This is a genomic window from Paenibacillus terreus (genome assembly GCF_042138595.1).
Lineage (GTDB): Bacteria > Bacillota > Bacilli > Paenibacillales > Paenibacillaceae > Paenibacillus > Paenibacillus terreus.
Genome location: NZ_JBHIRX010000003.1, coordinates 313,337 through 330,737, shown reverse-complemented (window position 1 = coordinate 330,737; position 17,401 = coordinate 313,337). Strand labels below are relative to the sequence as shown.

Below are 17,401 nucleotides of genomic sequence, written 5' to 3'. Positions count from 1 at the left end.
ATGCTGCTTCCAAACGGGGGGTGAAGTCTTGTTCAAACACGCACTACATGTTGCAACAGATTCCCAAATGACAGATGCTACAGCTTCCGCAAAGCAGATTGAAGAATATTCCCCAGGCCAACTGGCTAAATTCTTTGGTGTTAGTGTCATGACCATCCATAATTGGCTCGATCAAGACCGATTTGTTGGATTTAAAAAAGCTGGCTCGAGAAGACATAATAAACTACCTGATGACACCGAATTTGTTACGGCATCTGGAAAAAGAGTTCTTGTTCGCGATGTCGTCAGTATGTGGCACAAGCAGGAAGCTGAAACCGTTCAAAAAGCAGAAAGTGATTTGGACTATTATACGCGGCAGATTGCCTACTACAAAAAAAAATACGGTGATGCGTTTGAACGAACACTCGGAACAAAAGCAAAATTGACACCTGAAGAAGAGACCGATGCTCAAGTTTGGCAGCACCTGCTTGAGAGGTTAGGCTAACGGTTGCCATTGCGCTTATTCGAGCGAAACAGCGTATGCTTTATTTTTAACGGTTGCAGGCGCGCTTATTTGGACGAAACCTCCTCTTTAACCGCCGAAAAAGGGGAAATAGGCTCGCTGGCAACCGTTATATTTTTTATCCTCTTGTTTTTTGCCCTATTAGCGTCGAGTACAACCGTTAGATTATTTTCGTCCTCTTATATGTTGCCTCATCCGCTGTCCCCCGGTTAAGCTACGATTTCGGTTTTGAGCCTTTTCTTTAACGAAAAAAGGGCTGCTCGAAATGAGCAGCCCTCCTTTTGTCGTCGTATCAAGCACCATGTTCCATAAAAGCCGCCAGCTGCTCACGCGTCGGCAAGCCGTCGGAGTCGCCCGGCGACATAACGGCCAGTGCCCCGATTGCGTTCCCGCGCCGTACAGCCTCTGTGAGGCTTAATCCGTCGAGCAGCCCGCTGATGACTCCAACGGCAAAGCCGTCGCCGGCACCAACGGTGTCCACCACCTGCTTCACCTTAAAGCCTTTCACCATGCCTTCCTCTTCCGCTGTTTTATAATAAGCACCTTCTGCTCCCATTTTAATCACAACAACCTTGACGCCCCGTTCCATATAAAAAGCGGCGATATCTTCTGGTTTAGTAAACCCGGTCAGTATTTTACCCTCCCCGATACCAGGCAGGAACCAGTCGCAGTAGGTGGACAGCTCATTGATCGCATTGGCCATCGTCTGTGTATCAGGCCACAGCTTGGGCCGAAGGTTCGGATCGAAGGAGATCGTTTTCCCCTTTTCCCTCATGAATTTCATGGCATGCAGGGCAAACTCGCTGCAGGATGCGGACAGCGCAGGGGAAATGCCGGTTAGATGCAGATGCCGCGCGGAGGCGAAATAGTCTTCGTCAAAATGCTCCAGGCCAAGCTGCGAAGCGGCGGAATTTTTGCGGAAATACTCTACCTCAGGGTCCCCCTCTTCCACCTTGGATTTAATGAGCATCCCGGTAGGAGCTTCATTCGTAAAGTAAACCGATTTGGTGTCAATTTTCTCCTTCTGTAATGCTTGCTCTATAAACCGGCCGAACGTATCCTGGCCGAGCCGGGTCACAAGGCCTGCGCTCAACCCCAGGCGGGACAGGCCGGTAACCACGTTGGTTTCCGCGCCTGCAAGGGCCTTCGAGAACGAAGTCACTTCATGCAAGGCACCCGTTTCGTTCGCATAAAACATCGCCATCGGCTCGCCAAAGGTTACGACATCCAGCTGTTTAGTCATATCTAAAAAGCCTCCTCATTCCATATCTAACATGATGAAAACATGCACATGTATACTGATCAAATTGAAGGTAACACATAAACCGGTTTTTAACAATAATGAAATGTGCAGCTCCCGAAAATCATGAATTTGTTCTATAATTATTCTATTTTTTGCCACGAAACCGCTTCAAAAAATAATTTTTACGTTAAAACATGCATTATTACATTGACAGGACCTCTAATACTATTTAGTATTTTGCGGTGTAAGGGGTTTTAATTAGTAAATGTAAAATAAAATTTTACCTAAATGGAGGGTTTGGTTATGGATAAGCGTTATGCCATCCATCCGGAGCATGCCAAGACATTTACGACAGAGCAGCTGCGCAGCCAGTTTTTGGTTCAGGATCTGTTCATTCCAGATGAAGTACAGCTGTGTTATACCCTGGAGGACCGTATGATGATCGGGGGGATTTATCCGGTTAACAATTCAGTCGAATTAAAAGGGTATGATGAAATCAAGGCTGACTATTTCCTGCAGCGCCGTGAAATGGGCATCTTCAACGTCGGCGGCAGTGGATCGGTCCGCGTGGACGGAGAGGTCTATAAGCTGCAGCCGAAGGACTGTCTGTATGTCGGACTTGGCAGCAAGGAGCTTGTTTTTGAAAGTGATGCCAAGGACCAGCCCGCCAAATTTTATATTGCATCTGCCCCTGCCCATAAAACCTATCCCACGCAAAAGCAGGAATTTGCGACCGTCCCGGCCGAGGAGCTCGGCTCTTCGGAAACAGCCAACAGCCGTGTTCTGCGCAGATACATCCATGAGGATGGTATTCAAAGCTGTCAGCTCGTCATGGGCATGACCTCCCTGAACAAGGGAAGTGTATGGAATTCAATGCCTACCCATACGCATGACCGCCGGATGGAAGTCTATTTCTACTTTGAGCTGGATGAGAACGCAAGAATGTTCCACATGATGGGTGAGCCGACGGAGACGCGCCATATCGTGATGAAGAACGAAGAGGCCGTCATATCCCCGCCCTGGTCCATTCACTGTGGAGCGGCCACGAGCAATTATACGTTTATCTGGGCTATGGCCGGCGAGAACTACACTTACAAGGATATGGATGCGGTAGCCATGGATGAACTCCGCTAACCCCTGAAAGGAGAAAGATTATATGATCAAAATGAAGGTGCTGCAAAACATCAAGTCACTGGGAGTCGTAGCGGTCATCCGTGCCGATGATCCTGAGTCGGCCTTTAAAATGTCGGAAGCGTGCATAGAAGGAGGCCTCACTAATATCGAGCTTACCTTTACAACACCCGAAGCGGATCAGGTTATCAAGAAGCTGAAGGCGGCGTATTCGGATAAAGCGGTAATCGGTGCCGGCACCGTGCTTGATGCGCATACAGCGCGTATATCCATCATGGCCGGGGCCGAGTTTGTGGTGAGTCCCGCATTTGATGAAGAGACGGCGAAAATGTGCAATCTGTACAGCATTCCTTATATGCCCGGCTGCATGACGATCACGGAAATGAAGGAAGCGCTGAAGCTCGGGGTGGATGTCCTGAAGCTGTTCCCGGGCAGCGCGCTCGGTCCTGATTTCGTCAAGGCTGTCAAAGGGCCGCTGCCTCATGTGCAGATCATGCCGACAGGCGGAGTGGATTTGGACAACATCGGAAAATGGCTGCAAAACGGCTGCATTGCGGTTGGAATCGGCGGCAATTTGACGGCTCCTGCCCGTGACAACCGTTATGATCTGATTACGGAAACCGCTGCCCAATATGTGGCCAAGGCGGCGCAGGTGATCGGGGAACAGAAGTAACGGAAGAAACGGATTCAATATTTTGCCTGTACCGGTGCCATCCATGGTCGGATGCAGGCAAAATATTAATCAATTATTTTAATTTCAAGATAAATGGAGGGTTTATCATGGGATTGGATGCATTTTCGCTGGATTTTTTCAGCCTGAAGGGGAAAACAGCCATTGTTACCGGCGGCAATACGGGGCTTGGACAAGGCTATGCGGTGGCGCTCGCCAAGGCGGGGGCTGATCTGTTCGTCATTACGTATGACCAGGACTGGGAGGAAACCCGCGCATTCATCGAAAAGGAAGGCTCCAAGGCCGTTTTTCACCAGGCTGATCTGACCGATAAGGAGGCCCGCACAGGCGCAGTTAAAGCCTGTATGGATGCGTACGGCAAAATCGATATTCTGGTCAACAACGCGGGTACGATCCGCAGAGCACCTTTGCTTGAATACAAAGAGGAAGACTGGAATGCCGTTATGGAAATCAATTTGAACTCGGTATATTTCCTGAGCCAGGAAGTCGCCAAAATCATGGTGGAGCAAAAGAGCGGCAAGATCGTCAACGTTGCTTCCATGCTCGCCTTCCAGGGCGGGAAGTTCGTGCCGCCATACACAGCCAGCAAACATGCCGTTGCCGGGATTACGAAAGCGTTCGCCAACGAACTGGCCATCCACAATGTGCAAATTAACGCCATCGCGCCCGGTTATATCGAGACAGCCAACACGGCGCCGATCCGCGCGAATGAAGCGCGTAATCAGGAGATTCTCTCCCGTATCCCTGCAGGGCGTTGGGGTCAGCCATTCGATCTGATGGGAGTTATGGTATTCCTGTGCAGCCGCGCTTCCGACTATATGAACGGTCATGTCCTGGCGGTCGATGGTGGCTGGCTCGTCAGATAACAACGAAATAACAAAAAATTGAAATAAAAGTTCGCCTGCACAGCCCGAAGAATTCTTCCGGGCTGTTTTTGCGTTTCACGAGCCCCAAGGCATATATTTTCCGGCCGACAAAAGAAAAGGTCAAAATTTGACCTTAATGTAGTAAAATAATCACGCTATTTGAAAGCGCCACCATGATATTCTTTAAATGCATATTTGGCCAAAATATTAAACAGTACCAAAAGAAGCGCAGCATAGAAGGAAAGGAAGAGACAGATGAGCCTTGAAAAGGAATACGTTAAAATAGCCCGGGATGTCATTAAAGGCCTTGGAGGAGAAGACAATATTATTTCTATGGCCCATTGTGCAACACGGCTAAGATTGGTAGTAAAAGACAGAGACATCATTGATGATGAGTTTATTGAAAATATCGACAAGGCCAAAGGAGTGTTCTTTACTTCCGGACAATATCAAATTATTTTTGGAACCGGTACCGTTAACAAAGTATACGAAGCCATGATCGGCCAGAATGTATCCGCTACATCCAAGGCCGAGCTGAAAGAACAGGCCTCCACGCAGGATGATAACTTTTTCAAAAGAATGATTCGGGTTTTCGGGGACGTATTTGTTCCGATTATACCTGCATTGGTAGCCACAGGGCTATTCATGGGAGTCCGAGGTTTGGTTACTCAGCCTGCGCTGCTTCAGTTATTTGGCCTTACACCGGATGATATTTCTCAAAATTTCTTGTTAATTACGCAAATTCTGACCGATACGGCATTTGCATTTTTACCCGTATTGGTATGCTGGTCGGCATTCAGGGTGTTCGGCGGGACGCCCCTGCTGGGGATTTTGCTCGGATTAATGCTGGTAAGCCCTTCACTGCCTACATCTTGGGATGTCGCACAGAAGGTTCAGGACCCCCTGCTGTTTTTCGGATTTATCAAAATTGCAGGCTATCAAGGATCCGTTCTGCCTGCGTTCATTATAGGAGTCATGGGGGCGATGCTGGAGAAGCGAATCCGGAAATCCGTTCCCGAAGCATTGGATCTGATTTTAACGCCGTTTTTGACACTGCTGGTTACACTTGTACTGGGTTTGTTCGTGATCGGACCTGTCTTTCATGAAGTGGAAGTTTTAATTTTAGCGGCGGTTACAGCGATTTTGAAATTGCCATATGGCATTGGCGGGTTTATTTATGGCGGTATCAATCAGCTTATTGTCGTTACCGGACTGCACCATGCATTGAACCTCATCGAAATCCAGATGCTGGTGGACACCGGCCGGAACATGGTAAACCCGATCAGCTCGGCGTCCATTTGCGCACAAGCGGGCGCGGCACTTGCCGTCGGTCTGAAAGCCAGAAATGTAAAAACCAAATCCATCGCCTATCCTTCCGCCATGTCTGCGTTATTAGGCATTACGGAACCGGCTATTTTCGGGGTGAATATCCGTTATGGCAAGCCGTTCATGATGGGGTTGATTGGCGGGGCGGTTGGCGGCTTTTTCGCACGTATATTTAACATTCAGGCAACAGGCATGTCGATTACGGCCATTCCGGGTATGCTGCTGTACCTGAACAAGCAGATCATCCCGTATATCGCTGTTTGTCTCATCGGCTTCGCTGTGGCCTTTGCACTCACATGGCTCTTTGGATTTAAAGAAAAAACAGAAACCAAATAAAACGATGTGGAGAGAAATATGGACAACAACTTACTGCTTGAGAAATTGGACAGCCTCTCGATTGAAGAGAAAATCGGCCAGTTGGTCCAGCTGACGGGGGACTTTTTTGAAGGAGATATGGATACCGTCGTGACGGGGCCTCTAAAAAAGTTAGGGTTGAACACCGCTTACAATGTTTACAATACAGGTTCCATATTAAACGTGACCGACCCGGATAAAATTATCCGGCTGCAAACGGACTACTTGGAGAAATCAACTCATAAAATTCCACTGCTGTTCATGGCAGATATTATCTACGGGTATCGAACTATCTTCCCGATTCCGCTTGCTCAAGCCTGCAGTTGGAACTATGAGCAGATAGAGCGTGCCGCTTCGATTGCTGCCCGGGAATGTTACGATGAAGGCATTCATGTGACTTTCTCCCCGATGGTGGATATCGTTAGAGATCCTCGCTGGGGGCGGGTGATGGAATCGCCTGGAGAGGACACATTGCTGGCGCAGAAATATGCTGAAAGCACGGTGCTGGGCATCCAGGGAGGGAATTTGGAGAGTGCCCAAGGTGCCATACCTGCTCATAAAATTGCCGCTTGTGTCAAGCATTTTGCCGCTTACGGGGCACCTGTCGCCGGACGTGAGTATAATGCCGTGGATATGTCGGAGCATATGCTGAGGGAGTATTATTTGCCAGGGTATAATGCTGCTATCGCGGCGGGGGCAAGACTTGTTATGACGGCCTTTAATACCTTGAATGGCGTCCCTGCGACAGGGAACGAATGGCTGAACCGCGACGTGCTGAGAAGGGAAATGAATTTTGACGGTGTGCTGATCTCGGATTATGCCGCTATTGAAGAGCTGATTATGCATGGTTATGCAGAGAATGAGGCTGCCGCCGCCAGACTGGCCTTGTTGGCTGGTGTGGATGTGGATATGAAGACAGCCGTATATGCCAATCAATTGGCGAAAGTAATATCCGGTGACGAGCATATGCTGGGACTGCTGAATGAAGCTGTATACCGTGTGCTGAAGCTGAAAAATGATCTGGGGCTGTTTGAGGACCCGTTCCGTGGATTACAGGAAACCTTGCAGCGGCAGAAAAGCAGTGTTCTGTCAGATGAACATAAACAAAATGCGCTATCCTTGGCTGAAGAATCCGTAGTTTTGCTGAAAAATGATCATGAATTGCTGCCCTTGTCAAAACAGGCCAAGGTTGCTCTGATCGGTCCATACGCGGAAGAAAACTCCACCTTGGGCATATGGGCCATCAAGGGGGATGAGGCGGATACCGTCAATTTGAAAACAGGGATGTTAAAGCATATTGATCCCGATCTTCTCTCGGTATGCCGTGGGGCGTACATGCTGCCTCTGGATGAGAGGCAGGCCCTTGGCAAATATGCGGACAAGCTGCCTGGTGAAACCGTCGCTGAGGAGGACCTGCTGCATGAGGCGCTTCGGGATGCGGGCGAAGCGGATGTCATCGTCCTCGCCTTGGGTGAAAGCATATATCAGAGCGGAGAAGGCGGATCGCGAACGAATCCGACGCTTCCCGAGCCGCAATTGAAGCTGCTTCATGAGTTAAGTTTATTGGGCAAAAAGCTCGTTGTGATCGTTTATAGCGGAAGACCTTTGATTCTCACCGAAGTTGCCGGCAAAGCAGATGCAATCATCCAGGCCTGGTATCCGGGAACGATGGGCGGGGAAGCGCTGGCCAATATTTTGTACGGAAAAACAAATCCGTCGGGGAAACTGGCGATGACCTTTCCGCGAAGTGTCGGACAAATTCCAGTGTATTACAATGAGCTGAATACAGGCAGGCCAAACTTACCGGAAAACGGCTCATACCGGTTCGCATCCAAATATATAGACGAAGTGAACGAACCCTTGTATCCGTTTGGTTACGGTAAATCATACACTTCATTTGAGTACAGCCTGCAGTCCGTCAGCCGGAAGGAAATGAAAGCAAATGAGCCGATTCATATCAGCATATCTGTTACCAACACCGAGATTTATGACGGGAAAGAAACGGTACAATTGTATATTCGCGATAAATCGGCAAGTGTGGCAAGGCCGGTCATGGTTTTGAAGGACTTCAAAAAAGTTTTGTTGCGAAAAGGCGAGACCCGAAGCGTACAATTTACCATCCGTGAAGAGATGCTTAAATTTTACGGAAGCCGGATGGAATACAAAAGCGAGCCGGGCGAATTTGATGTTTATATCGGCCCAAGCTCGCATGAAATTTTACTGAGCTTTAGTTTTGTTTTATTGCCGGAGGGGGAACATGAATAGAAGCGATGCTTATAATTTGAAATATCATATCACTCCGCCTTACGGTTTATTGAATGATCCGAACGGGCTTGCCTTTTTCAAGGGGCAATACCACGTGTTCCATCAATGGAATCCCAGCGGCACCGAGCATAGGAATAAATGCTGGGGCCATGCGGTGTCCAGTGATCTGGTGCATTGGCACAGGAAAGGCATCGCGCTGGAGCCTTCGGAATGGTATGACAAAGACGGCATTTATTCCGGCGGAGGTGCTGTTCATAATGACAAGCTGTATTTGTTTTATACGGGAAATGTAGTCCGGGCTGATGGAGTAAAAGAAAGCTATCAGTGCGCCGCCGTTTCCGAGGATGGGGAGAGTTTTTACAAAATTGGCCCATTGTTCGAGCATCCCACAGGTTATACGAGGCATGTCCGGGACCCGAAAGTATGGAAGGATCAGAGGGGAAACTGGTGGCTGATTGTTGGCGCGCAAAGAGAGGATTTAACGGGTGATACACTTGTATATAAATCCGAGGACCTGTCCAGCTGGACATGCCTGGGATCATTTCTGGAGCATGATGATGCGTTTGGATATATGTGGGAGTGTCCGGATGTGCTTCAATTTCCCGAAAACGATGTGTTTGTTTTTTCTCCTCAGGGTCTGTCGGAGGCGGGGGAAAATTACAAAAATCCTAACCAATCGGGATATATTAGCGGAAAAATAACGGAGACAGGGAAATTTGAGGGAAAGCTGTCCGAGTTTAAAGAGCTGGATCGTGGATTTGATTTTTATGCGCCACAATCGTTTGAGGCTGGTGGTAGAATCATTATGTTCGGGTGGATGAGCGCCATGACGGAGGAAGTGGAGAGGGCCGTCCCGACCGTTCAGGAAGGCTGGATCCATGCGCTGACTCTTCCCAGAGAAATCGAATGGACGGACGGTGTGCTGGTTCAGAAGCCATTACGGGAGTTACAAAGCTTAAGGCTGGATGGCATACAGGGAGATATTCAACAAAATGATGTATGGTTGCTGCCTTCTTTACAAGCAGAACTCCTCATAAGATTTTCAAAGCTCGCGGGAAATTTCAGAATGGTTGTAAGGGATGCGGCGCAAATTGAGTATGATCGGGAGCACAACAGTCTGACGGTCTGGCGGACCAACTGGTTGACCAACGAGCAGGAGTACAGAAAAGCAGTACTAACTCATAAGTTATCGCAACTGCAAATTTTTATTGAAAGCTCAAGTATAGAGATATTTGTGAACCAGGGTGAAGAAGTGTTTTCCTTGCGTTATTTCCTGGAGGATGGCGAACAACGCAATCTGCTGCTTGAGGCAGGCGATAACGAAGGAGAACTCAGCATGTATCGGCTGCAGGAATGTGTGGAATAAGTAAAACCATAGCTTAATCATTCGTCTGCAGAGCTTGCAGACCAGGGAGGGCTGTTCATTTCTTCGCTTGGCGGGAGGAACAGCCTTCCTTTTTGCCTTGGCTGCTGAATGGATTGCAGCTTGTCCGGGCATTTTACTATCGGTATAGTATGAGTATTAACGGATTGCTCATGGCTGACTGATGAGGTGTCATATGAAGAAAATATATGAGCATATTGAAATAGACAGAAGAAAGATGATCAACCTCTTTATGTTTCAGGCAAAAGATACGGAGAGAGTCATTCCCATGCATTTCCACAGCCATATGGAAATGATCTACTGCATTAGCGGGAGCCTGAAGGTGTGGCACGAGGGGACGGTCACCATTCTAATGAACAATGATATGCTGTTCATGAACAGCAATGTTCCGCATTCCACACAGAGCATTACGGAGAACCGGGTTCTGGTGCTGCAATTTCCGGGTTCCTTTTTTGCCAATGAACAAGTCACCATACAATTAAATACTCAAGAAAACCATATTGAGGATGCAATACTTTCCAAATTAAGAAGATTGTTAATGGATATTTATGAGCTGCATATTTCCAAGGGGGAATACGATTACATTTTGGAACAAAGCCGAATTATCGAGCTTAAATATATGCTTGTCAATCATTGCAGTCAGGCGGCAGACATTCCGCCTCAAATATTTAGTGAAAAGCAGCAGAAGATTAAGACCATCATGGACTTCATTAAAGAGCATTATACCGAAAATATCAGCTTGGCCGAAACAGCCCGCTTCTGCGGTTATTCCGAGGCTTATTTATCTCGCATGTTTCATGAATACACAGGTCAGACGTTTACCGAATACAAGCAGATTCTTGGTTTGGAAAAGGCCATCGATTTATTGGATACCACGAATAAGTCGCTTACAGACATATCCTATGAGACGGGATTTCCCAACGTAAAATCGTTTAGAAAAGCTTTTAAGGAAGTCATGGGCAAAACGCCTTATGAATACAAAAAATCAAATTCGATATAACACCTTCACCTCATGACCGTACGGAGCGGAATATGATATGCTCTGCTTATGCGGGATAGAGCGGAGGTACGGGAATGGGCGGGTTAAAATTTGAAGAAGATGGCTTTAAAGTAACGTACGGTGCGGAAAGGGAAACGCTGTTGGCCAAGGAATTTGCGCTGCTGCGTTTTTTGTACGATCACCGCAATCAGGTGTTCACCAGGGAGCAGCTGCTGGATCATGTATGGCCCTTGGAGTATCCGGTGGAGCGGACGGTGGATGATCATGTGTACAGGCTGCGCAAGAAGCTGAGCCGCTGGAGCTGGTTATCCATCCGCACCGTCAGAGGGCTGGGCTACAAGCTGGTCCTGAAACAGTCGGAGAAGAGGCTGCAGCCTTCCCTGAACGATCCGCAAATGCATGAGGCGGTACACACACTGCTGCGAAGATATCATCTGCTGGGGCAGGGGACCTCACTCCTGGCGCTTGCCGCACAGGAGGAGCAGCTCGGCTTTGAGCTGAGTCCCTGGTATCGGATGTATGCCCGGTTTGTGCAGGCGGATATTGCGTGGTTTCTGGAGGAGGAAGATATTCCTGCTGCGGAGATTCTGTTTTGGTGCCTGCTCCTTTATTGGGCTACAGGGCCGGTCACGCCTTATACAGTGCAGCAGTGTGAGCGGGCGCTCGCGACAGGCGCTCTTCCTCCACCGCATGCCAGGGAGCTGCGCCTCCTGAGCATTTTGGAAGCGCATATTGAGAACGGAGAGCCGGAACGGGCGGCCGCGCTGCTGCCTGAAACACGTAATAGTGTGGAGAAGGAGGGCTTGGACGGGTTTGTGCTTCCTGTTGCTATATTGGAAGTTTATTTGTACTTGTCCGCCGGGCAGCCCAGCAAGGTTCGCGAACAATTCGAGCGGGTTGAAGCGATGCTGGAAGAGATGCCCTACCTGCGGGAACGGGGGCGCTATACGATTTTCAAAGGGTTGTGGTATCTCTGCGAGGGTAACGCCAAAGAGGCAGAAAAGCTGATGGATGAGGGCATGGATATTCTGCACACAGCAGGGCAGGAGCTTATGAAGATCAAAGCGGTATGCCAAATCATCAGGTATTTGGAGCTGCACTGTCCACACGAACGGCTCGAACATAAATACAAACGGATCTATGAGCGGCTGGACCGGGAAAACCGGCTTTCCGTCCTGCGCCCCAAGCTGGCGTCCTGGCTGGAGCATGCTCTGGATACTGTCTGATATTCCTCTGACAATCTTCCGTTAGCATCATCTCTATCAGAAGGATACAGGAGATGAGCATTATTTATGAAAACGGAAGAAACGGTAAAACAGAACCCTCGTATCCGGAAAGCGGGCATTTGGAGCAGCCGCCCTTTCCGCCTCATGTTTGCTGCTCACGCGGCTGCTTCGTTTGGCGACTGGTTTGATGCGATTGCCATTCAGGTACTGGTAGTATACAGGTGGGGAGCCGATCCGCTGCTGGTCGCCCTGATCCCGGTTGTGATGGCGCTGCCGGGGCTCGTGCTCGGATCATTCGCCGGGGCGCTCGCCGACCGTGTCCGTCAGGCGCGCTTGATGATGGTCTGTGATCTGGCTGCTGCGCTGCTGACCCTGTTGATTTTGTTCGTGCCCGGCATTGCCTGGCTGCTGCCGCTGCTTGCTGTGCGGGCAGCAGCAGGTATTTTTCAGCTGCCTGCCCAGCAGGGCTTGACCCGCAGAGTGGTGGCGGAGGAGGAGCTTTTGCAGGCTTCGGCCTGGAACGGCCTGGTGAACCAGAGCGCGAAGGTGGCGGGACCGCTGCTGGGGGCGGCGGCGCTCGCGCTTGTGTCCCCGCAGGCCTGTATTGTGATCAACGCTCTTATGCGCCTGTCTTCCTGTGCGCTGCTCTGGCCCTTACGCCAGATTGGCGGTACCGTGGGTGTGGGCGATGGTGGACAGGAGGCCGTGAAAAAGCATTTTCTGACCGAATGGCGCGAAGGGTGGGCGTTCCTGCTGAGCAGCCGGCTGCTGCTCGCCACACTGCTGTTTGTTTTCGTCGGCATGACAGCCATTCTGATGATCGATTACCAGTTTTCTGTACTATTGCGCTTTCTCGCGCCAGGGGATGAATCGCTGACAGGCTGGCTGATTGCCGCCATTGGCGCCGGAGGCGCAGGCTGCATGCTTGTCATGAAACGTCTCGCACACGTGTCCCCCGGCTGGGGCCTGGGTGGCGGGGCGCTGCTGATCGGGAGCGGCATTGCCGCGCTGGGCTTGATGAAACCAGGCGTCGGGCTGCCTCTTTTATTGTCTGTCGGGGTGATGATCGGGATCGGGAATGGAATGAGCATGATCACGCAGACGTATACCCTGCAGACAGGTACGCCAGCAGCGATGGTGGGCCGGGTGTTCGGCATCCAGAATACGGTGATGGGAGTCATTATGGTCACCGCACCGCTGATCGGCGGTCTGTGGATACGGGAAGCCGGGGTCGGCACGGCCTTTTTCTGGATAGGCTTAACGGTGACCCTGCTGGGACTGGCCGCTTTTCTTCTCCGTTCCCGACTATGGGGGAGAGCGGGTAAGGTAGAGGCACAGAGAGAAAGAGTATCTCTCTCCTGAGATTTGACGGTCTGGAAAGGACGTGCAGTAGGGATTGTTCTCACCATGAACTGGGTGGGGGCAATCCCTTTTTGTTGGAGCAGAGCTGGCTTAATGTGCATAATTTCCCGGTCTTGGGACAGCATATCTAGTCCAAAGGAGGGACATCCATGTTCTGGGACCAATGGTTCGGCAAGCGGGGCCAGCAGGGGGCAGTAAAGTACAAGATTCAGCCTTTGTCTGATCCCGAAATTGCAACCGTGCTGAAAAAAGGGCTGTCTGACAATATCGAGACGCTGCAGCAGAGCTTCGAGCGCTGCTCGGATATCATTTATCGCAAAATCAGTATTCATGGGCATAATCGGGTTTGTCTTGTTTATATCGAAGGTATGAGTGACACCCAGATGCTGAATCAGATGCTGCTGGAGCCTCTTTTGACGGAAGGTCTGCATGATGATGCCCCGGAGGAAGGGGTTTTGCCCGCTATTCTGGAAAAGCGTCTCATTGCTGCTGCACAGATCAAGAAGGCGTTGGATTATCAGTCCTTGGAGGACGGTATACTGAGCGGCGAGATCGCGGTTCTGTTTGAAGGAGAACAGCAAGCCTTGCTTGTGAATTTTATCAAGATGGAGCAAAGGGGAATCGAAGAGCCTACTTCGGAAAGGGTAGTGCGCGGCCCGCGGGACTCCTTCACGGAAATGCTGAGCACGAACACAACGCTGCTGCGCAGGCGAATCCACAGTAGCCGCCTGAAAATGGAATCCCTGGTCCTTGGGAAGCTGACCGGAACGAGGCTGATCATTGCCTATATCGAAGGATCGGCGGACGCCGGTTTGGTGCAGGAGGTTCGGCGGAGGCTTCAGAAGATACAAACAGAGGGTATCGATGGTTCAGCGAAAATCGAGGAACAGCTCGAAGACGATCCTTATTCTCCGTTTCCTCAGGTTCAGAATACGGAACGTCCGGATGTGGCGGCCTCCAGTCTGCTGGAAGGAAAAGTGGTCATTATGATGGACCAGTCCCCATTTGTCCTGATTGTGCCGATGTCCTACTGGGCGGGTCTGCAATCGGCGGAGGATTATCATGAACGGTTCTTTTATATGACCTTCGTGCGCTGGATCCGTTATGCTTTTGTGCATATGTCTCTGCTGCTTCCTTCCCTTTATGTGGCATTAACGACATTTCATCCGCAGGTGGTCCCCACCTCTCTGCTGGTCAGCATCCTGTCGTCCCGTGAGGGGGTGCCTTTTCCCGCGGTTATTGAGGCGTTATTCATGGAGCTTGTCTTCGAGGGACTGCGGGAAGCAGGCATTCGCCTGCCGCAGCAGGTTGGCCCTACGGTCAGCATTGTCGGTGCGCTGGTGATCGGACAGGCCGCGGTGGAAGCGGGCATTATATCGGCGCCTATGGTCATTATTGTGGCTACCACGGGAATCGCCTCCTTCGTGTTCCCGCGGTATGATATGGGCACAGCGTACAGAATGCTGAGATTTCCTTTGCTCATTGTAGCGGGCTTCATCGGTTTTTATGGGATCCTGCTGTTTTTGATCGCGCTCAGCGTGCATATGGTCACTTTAAAACCGTTTGGCTTTCCTTACATGGCTCCGGTGGCACCGGCCATCAAGTCACGGTTTAAAGACGTGTATACCCGTGCCCGTTATAAAGGCGGGGAGAGCCAGTGAGGAAAGCGATAGCCAGGCTTGCGTTGGTTGCGGTGCTTTTAATCAGCTGTACAGTGACCACAGGCTGCTGGGATCGGCTGGAGCTCAACGACCGTGCCATTATGCTGGGATGGGGAATGGACCTTACCAAGGACGGCCGATATCTGGCTACAGCCAACATTGTCGTCCCTGGCAACTCCAGATCCGGTAGTACGGACGGGGAAGAGAACAGCTTCCTGATCGAGAGCGCATACGGAAAGTCGGTGCTCGATGCCGCGCAGAATATGCAGAAAAAGCTGTCACGTGTCCTTTTTCCGGGTCACCGGCGCAATATTTTTATCGGTGAGGAGCTGGCAAAGCACGGCCTGGCAGATGTGCTGGACGAGTATGTCAGAAATCCGATGGCGCGTATGCGTACCAATATTTTTGTGGTCAAGGGGGATTCGGCCCAAAGAGCGATGAGTATGACTTACAAGCTGGAGCGGAACCCGGCGGTGGCCATACAGAAGATTCAGGAAAAGATGGGTGTGCCTGAGGCCCGGTCATTGCTTGATTTCTTCATTATGCTGAACGGAGAAGGAATGCCTGTCGTGCCTTCAGTCCGGATTGTTCAGCCCATCAAACCGCCAAATGGCAAGCCTGAGAAGCCCAATGCCCCTACAGAAATTGTACAGTTCGATGGAACGGCGGTATTTGGCAGGGATTTGAAGCTGCGGGGATATATCGACTACCAGGATTACTGGGTCAGATTGTGGACCACTCAGGGTTTGAGCGGCAGGTTTTTTTTCATTAAGATGCAGGATAACCAGAATGTCGCTGTTAGAGCGGAAAATTTAAAAAGTAAAATCATACCGGACCTTCGCTCGGACCCGTTTCGCTTTCATATAGAATTGAAAGGTATGGCGGCTGTTCTCGAAAATAATACCCATCTTGATGTGGGCAGGCCGGAAAACGCCAGAAAAATAGAGCAGGCATTTAACCGTCAGGTTGAGGAGCAAGTTGAAAAAGTAATAAAGAATACGCAAAAACAGCTGGGGACGGATATCTTCGGATTGGGCCGTTCCATTCATCATCAGTACCCTTATCAGTGGAAGAAAATCAAGCCTGTATGGGATGAGGAATTTGTGCGCGCCCGGGTTACAGTACAAGTCAATGTGTCCATTATTTCAACGGGTGTGGACGGCCCTTCAATGATCCCGAAGCCTGATCACGAAGACGGGAGGGAATCCTGATGCAGATCAGCAATCGACAGCTGTGGTGGATCGTACTGATTTTGGAAATAGGCATGAATTTGCTATTGTCCCTGAAACCGGCAATCACAGAAGCGAGACAGGATGCCTGGATATCCTATCTTGCTGCCGGCTTATTCGGACTGGCAGTAGGGTATATCGCTGCACAGACGAGCCTTTTGTACCCCAAGCAGACACTTGTTGAATTCAGCATGACCATTCTGGGGAAATGGCCGGGCAAGCTGGTCGGGCTGCTTTTTCTTCTTCAGTGGTACTGGGTCATCAGCGCGATTTTGCGTGATGAATATAACTTTATCAGTGTGAGCATGCTTCCGTACACTCCGCCTTACGTCATTTTGCTTGGTATGCTTGCAGTGATCGTTTATGGTCTCCAAAAAGGGGGGATTGAGGCGATTGGCCGCTGCAGTGAGCTGTGGGGGCCGCTGCTGCTTATTATTCTGGGACTGATCTTTGCGATGACAATGCATAATTTGGATATTCATTCACTGGCTCCGGTGTATGCCGATTCGGGGCTGACTGCCATTGCCAAAGGAGCTCTGACGCCGGCCTCGCTTACAGGCGAGGTCACTTTGATCATGATGCTGTTTCCTTTCGTAGATCAGCCTGGGAGCACGACACGAAGAAGCGTTCTGAGGGGGGTGCTGCTGTCCTCGATCATCCTGCTGCTGGGCTCCATGTGGGTGATCATGACTTTTGAACCTGCGGTTGCCTCCGCGATGTATTTTCCTTTTTTTGAAATGGTCAAGATTGTATATCTGGTGGAATTTATTCAGCATGTGGATCTTTTAGCCGTTGCCGTTTGGCTGCTCAGCGTGTTCATCAAGCTGTCGGTTTATGTATTTATAGCCAGCTACGGCACCGCACAGTGGATCGGGAAGCAGGAAAACTGGCGCAGGATGGTGTGGTTTGTGGCTGTTGCCGTTTTTATCATATGCATGAGTCTGATCAGCCTTAATCCTTCCCCCGAGGAGCTGCTGAGAAGGGTGTGGATTTATTATGTGATGCCTGTACACATGGTGGCTCTGCCTTTGCTGCTGTGGATTGCGGGGAGTGTCAGGAAAAAGAAGGGCCACACGGGATGAGGAGGCATCAGTATGGCGGCTCCCCATCCGGTGTCGCGAAAGCAGACCGGTCATGCGGATCTGCCATTCGTGTGGAAAT

The 17,401-nt window shown here is 50.2% G+C and carries 14 protein-coding genes; 13 read left to right on the top strand and 1 reads right to left on the bottom strand.

The window, feature by feature from the left end; translation table 11 throughout:
- Nucleotides 1–28 precede the first annotated feature (28 nt).
- Nucleotides 29–484 (top strand): helix-turn-helix domain-containing protein, encoded by a 456-nt coding sequence (locus tag ACE5KN_RS08450; RefSeq protein ID WP_375525737.1) that lies wholly within the window; start codon nt 29–31, stop codon nt 482–484.
- A 310-nt stretch (nt 485–794) separates the two neighbouring features.
- Here ACE5KN_RS08450 and ACE5KN_RS08445 read toward each other — a convergent pair whose 3' ends face one another.
- On the bottom strand, nt 795–1,745 hold the full coding sequence (locus tag ACE5KN_RS08445; protein WP_375525738.1) for a sugar kinase: 951 nt from the start codon (nt 1,743–1,745) through the stop codon (nt 795–797).
- 303 nt (nt 1,746–2,048) lie between these two features.
- Between ACE5KN_RS08445 and kduI the strand changes: the two genes are divergently transcribed.
- The 12 genes from kduI to ACE5KN_RS08385 all read left to right on the top strand — a co-directional run bounded on the left by kduI (nt 2,049) and on the right by ACE5KN_RS08385 (nt 17,322).
- Complete coding sequence (gene kduI, locus ACE5KN_RS08440; RefSeq protein WP_375525739.1) at nt 2,049–2,879, top strand: 5-dehydro-4-deoxy-D-glucuronate isomerase; 831 nt, start codon at nt 2,049–2,051, stop codon at nt 2,877–2,879.
- A 22-nt stretch (nt 2,880–2,901) separates the two neighbouring features.
- A complete protein-coding gene (locus ACE5KN_RS08435; RefSeq protein ID WP_375525740.1) occupies nt 2,902–3,549 on the top strand; it encodes a bifunctional 2-keto-4-hydroxyglutarate aldolase/2-keto-3-deoxy-6-phosphogluconate aldolase in 648 nt (215 codons plus the stop codon).
- 107 nt (nt 3,550–3,656) lie between these two features.
- A complete protein-coding gene (gene kduD, locus ACE5KN_RS08430; RefSeq protein ID WP_375525741.1) occupies nt 3,657–4,433 on the top strand; it encodes a 2-dehydro-3-deoxy-D-gluconate 5-dehydrogenase KduD in 777 nt (258 codons plus the stop codon).
- A 255-nt stretch (nt 4,434–4,688) separates the two neighbouring features.
- Complete coding sequence (locus ACE5KN_RS08425) at nt 4,689–6,095, top strand: sucrose-specific PTS transporter subunit IIBC (protein WP_375525742.1); 1,407 nt, start codon at nt 4,689–4,691, stop codon at nt 6,093–6,095.
- A gap of 18 nt (nt 6,096–6,113) precedes the next feature.
- Nucleotides 6,114–8,378, top strand: coding sequence for a beta-glucosidase BglX (gene bglX, locus ACE5KN_RS08420; protein WP_375525743.1), 2,265 nt, complete (start codon nt 6,114–6,116; stop codon nt 8,376–8,378).
- Entirely contained in the window at nt 8,371–9,744 is a 1,374-nt protein-coding gene (locus ACE5KN_RS08415; protein WP_375525744.1) for a glycoside hydrolase family 32 protein, read from the top strand. Before bglX ends, ACE5KN_RS08415 begins: the two co-directional genes overlap by 8 nt.
- A 193-nt stretch (nt 9,745–9,937) precedes the next feature.
- Complete coding sequence (locus ACE5KN_RS08410) at nt 9,938–10,762, top strand: helix-turn-helix domain-containing protein (protein WP_375525745.1); 825 nt, start codon at nt 9,938–9,940, stop codon at nt 10,760–10,762.
- Nucleotides 10,763–10,836: 74 nt separating this feature from the next.
- Complete coding sequence (locus ACE5KN_RS08405) at nt 10,837–11,988, top strand: winged helix-turn-helix domain-containing protein (RefSeq protein ID WP_375525746.1); 1,152 nt, start codon at nt 10,837–10,839, stop codon at nt 11,986–11,988.
- Nucleotides 11,989–12,054: 66 nt separating this feature from the next.
- Complete coding sequence (locus ACE5KN_RS08400; RefSeq protein ID WP_375525747.1) at nt 12,055–13,350, top strand: MFS transporter; 1,296 nt, start codon at nt 12,055–12,057, stop codon at nt 13,348–13,350.
- Nucleotides 13,351–13,499: 149 nt separating this feature from the next.
- Nucleotides 13,500–15,011: a spore germination protein gene (locus ACE5KN_RS08395; RefSeq protein ID WP_375525748.1), complete on the top strand. Its 1,512-nt coding sequence runs from the start codon at nt 13,500–13,502 to the stop codon at nt 15,009–15,011.
- Nucleotides 15,008–16,222: a Ger(x)C family spore germination protein gene (locus ACE5KN_RS08390; RefSeq protein WP_375525749.1), complete on the top strand. Its 1,215-nt coding sequence runs from the start codon at nt 15,008–15,010 to the stop codon at nt 16,220–16,222. The genes ACE5KN_RS08395 and ACE5KN_RS08390 overlap by 4 nt, the downstream gene beginning before the upstream one ends.
- On the top strand, nt 16,222–17,322 hold the full coding sequence (locus ACE5KN_RS08385; protein WP_375525750.1) for a GerAB/ArcD/ProY family transporter: 1,101 nt from the start codon (nt 16,222–16,224) through the stop codon (nt 17,320–17,322). The genes ACE5KN_RS08390 and ACE5KN_RS08385 overlap by 1 nt, the downstream gene beginning before the upstream one ends.
- Nucleotides 17,323–17,401 lie beyond the last annotated feature (79 nt).

Coding starts and splice junctions, on each gene's coding strand:
- ACE5KN_RS08445 (WP_375525738.1), bottom strand. CDS start 1,745: ATGACTAAACAGCTGGATGTCGTAACCTTTGGCGAGCCGATGGCGATG.
- kduI (WP_375525739.1), top strand. CDS start 2,049: ATGGATAAGCGTTATGCCATCCATCCGGAGCATGCCAAGACATTTACG.
- ACE5KN_RS08435 (WP_375525740.1), top strand. CDS start 2,902: ATGATCAAAATGAAGGTGCTGCAAAACATCAAGTCACTGGGAGTCGTA.
- kduD (WP_375525741.1), top strand. CDS start 3,657: ATGGGATTGGATGCATTTTCGCTGGATTTTTTCAGCCTGAAGGGGAAA.
- ACE5KN_RS08425 (WP_375525742.1), top strand. CDS start 4,689: ATGAGCCTTGAAAAGGAATACGTTAAAATAGCCCGGGATGTCATTAAA.
- bglX (WP_375525743.1), top strand. CDS start 6,114: ATGGACAACAACTTACTGCTTGAGAAATTGGACAGCCTCTCGATTGAA.
- ACE5KN_RS08415 (WP_375525744.1), top strand. CDS start 8,371: ATGAATAGAAGCGATGCTTATAATTTGAAATATCATATCACTCCGCCT.
- ACE5KN_RS08410 (WP_375525745.1), top strand. CDS start 9,938: ATGAAGAAAATATATGAGCATATTGAAATAGACAGAAGAAAGATGATC.
- ACE5KN_RS08405 (WP_375525746.1), top strand. CDS start 10,837: ATGGGCGGGTTAAAATTTGAAGAAGATGGCTTTAAAGTAACGTACGGT.
- ACE5KN_RS08400 (WP_375525747.1), top strand. CDS start 12,055: ATGAAAACGGAAGAAACGGTAAAACAGAACCCTCGTATCCGGAAAGCG.
- ACE5KN_RS08395 (WP_375525748.1), top strand. CDS start 13,500: ATGTTCTGGGACCAATGGTTCGGCAAGCGGGGCCAGCAGGGGGCAGTA.
- ACE5KN_RS08385 (WP_375525750.1), top strand. CDS start 16,222: ATGCAGATCAGCAATCGACAGCTGTGGTGGATCGTACTGATTTTGGAA.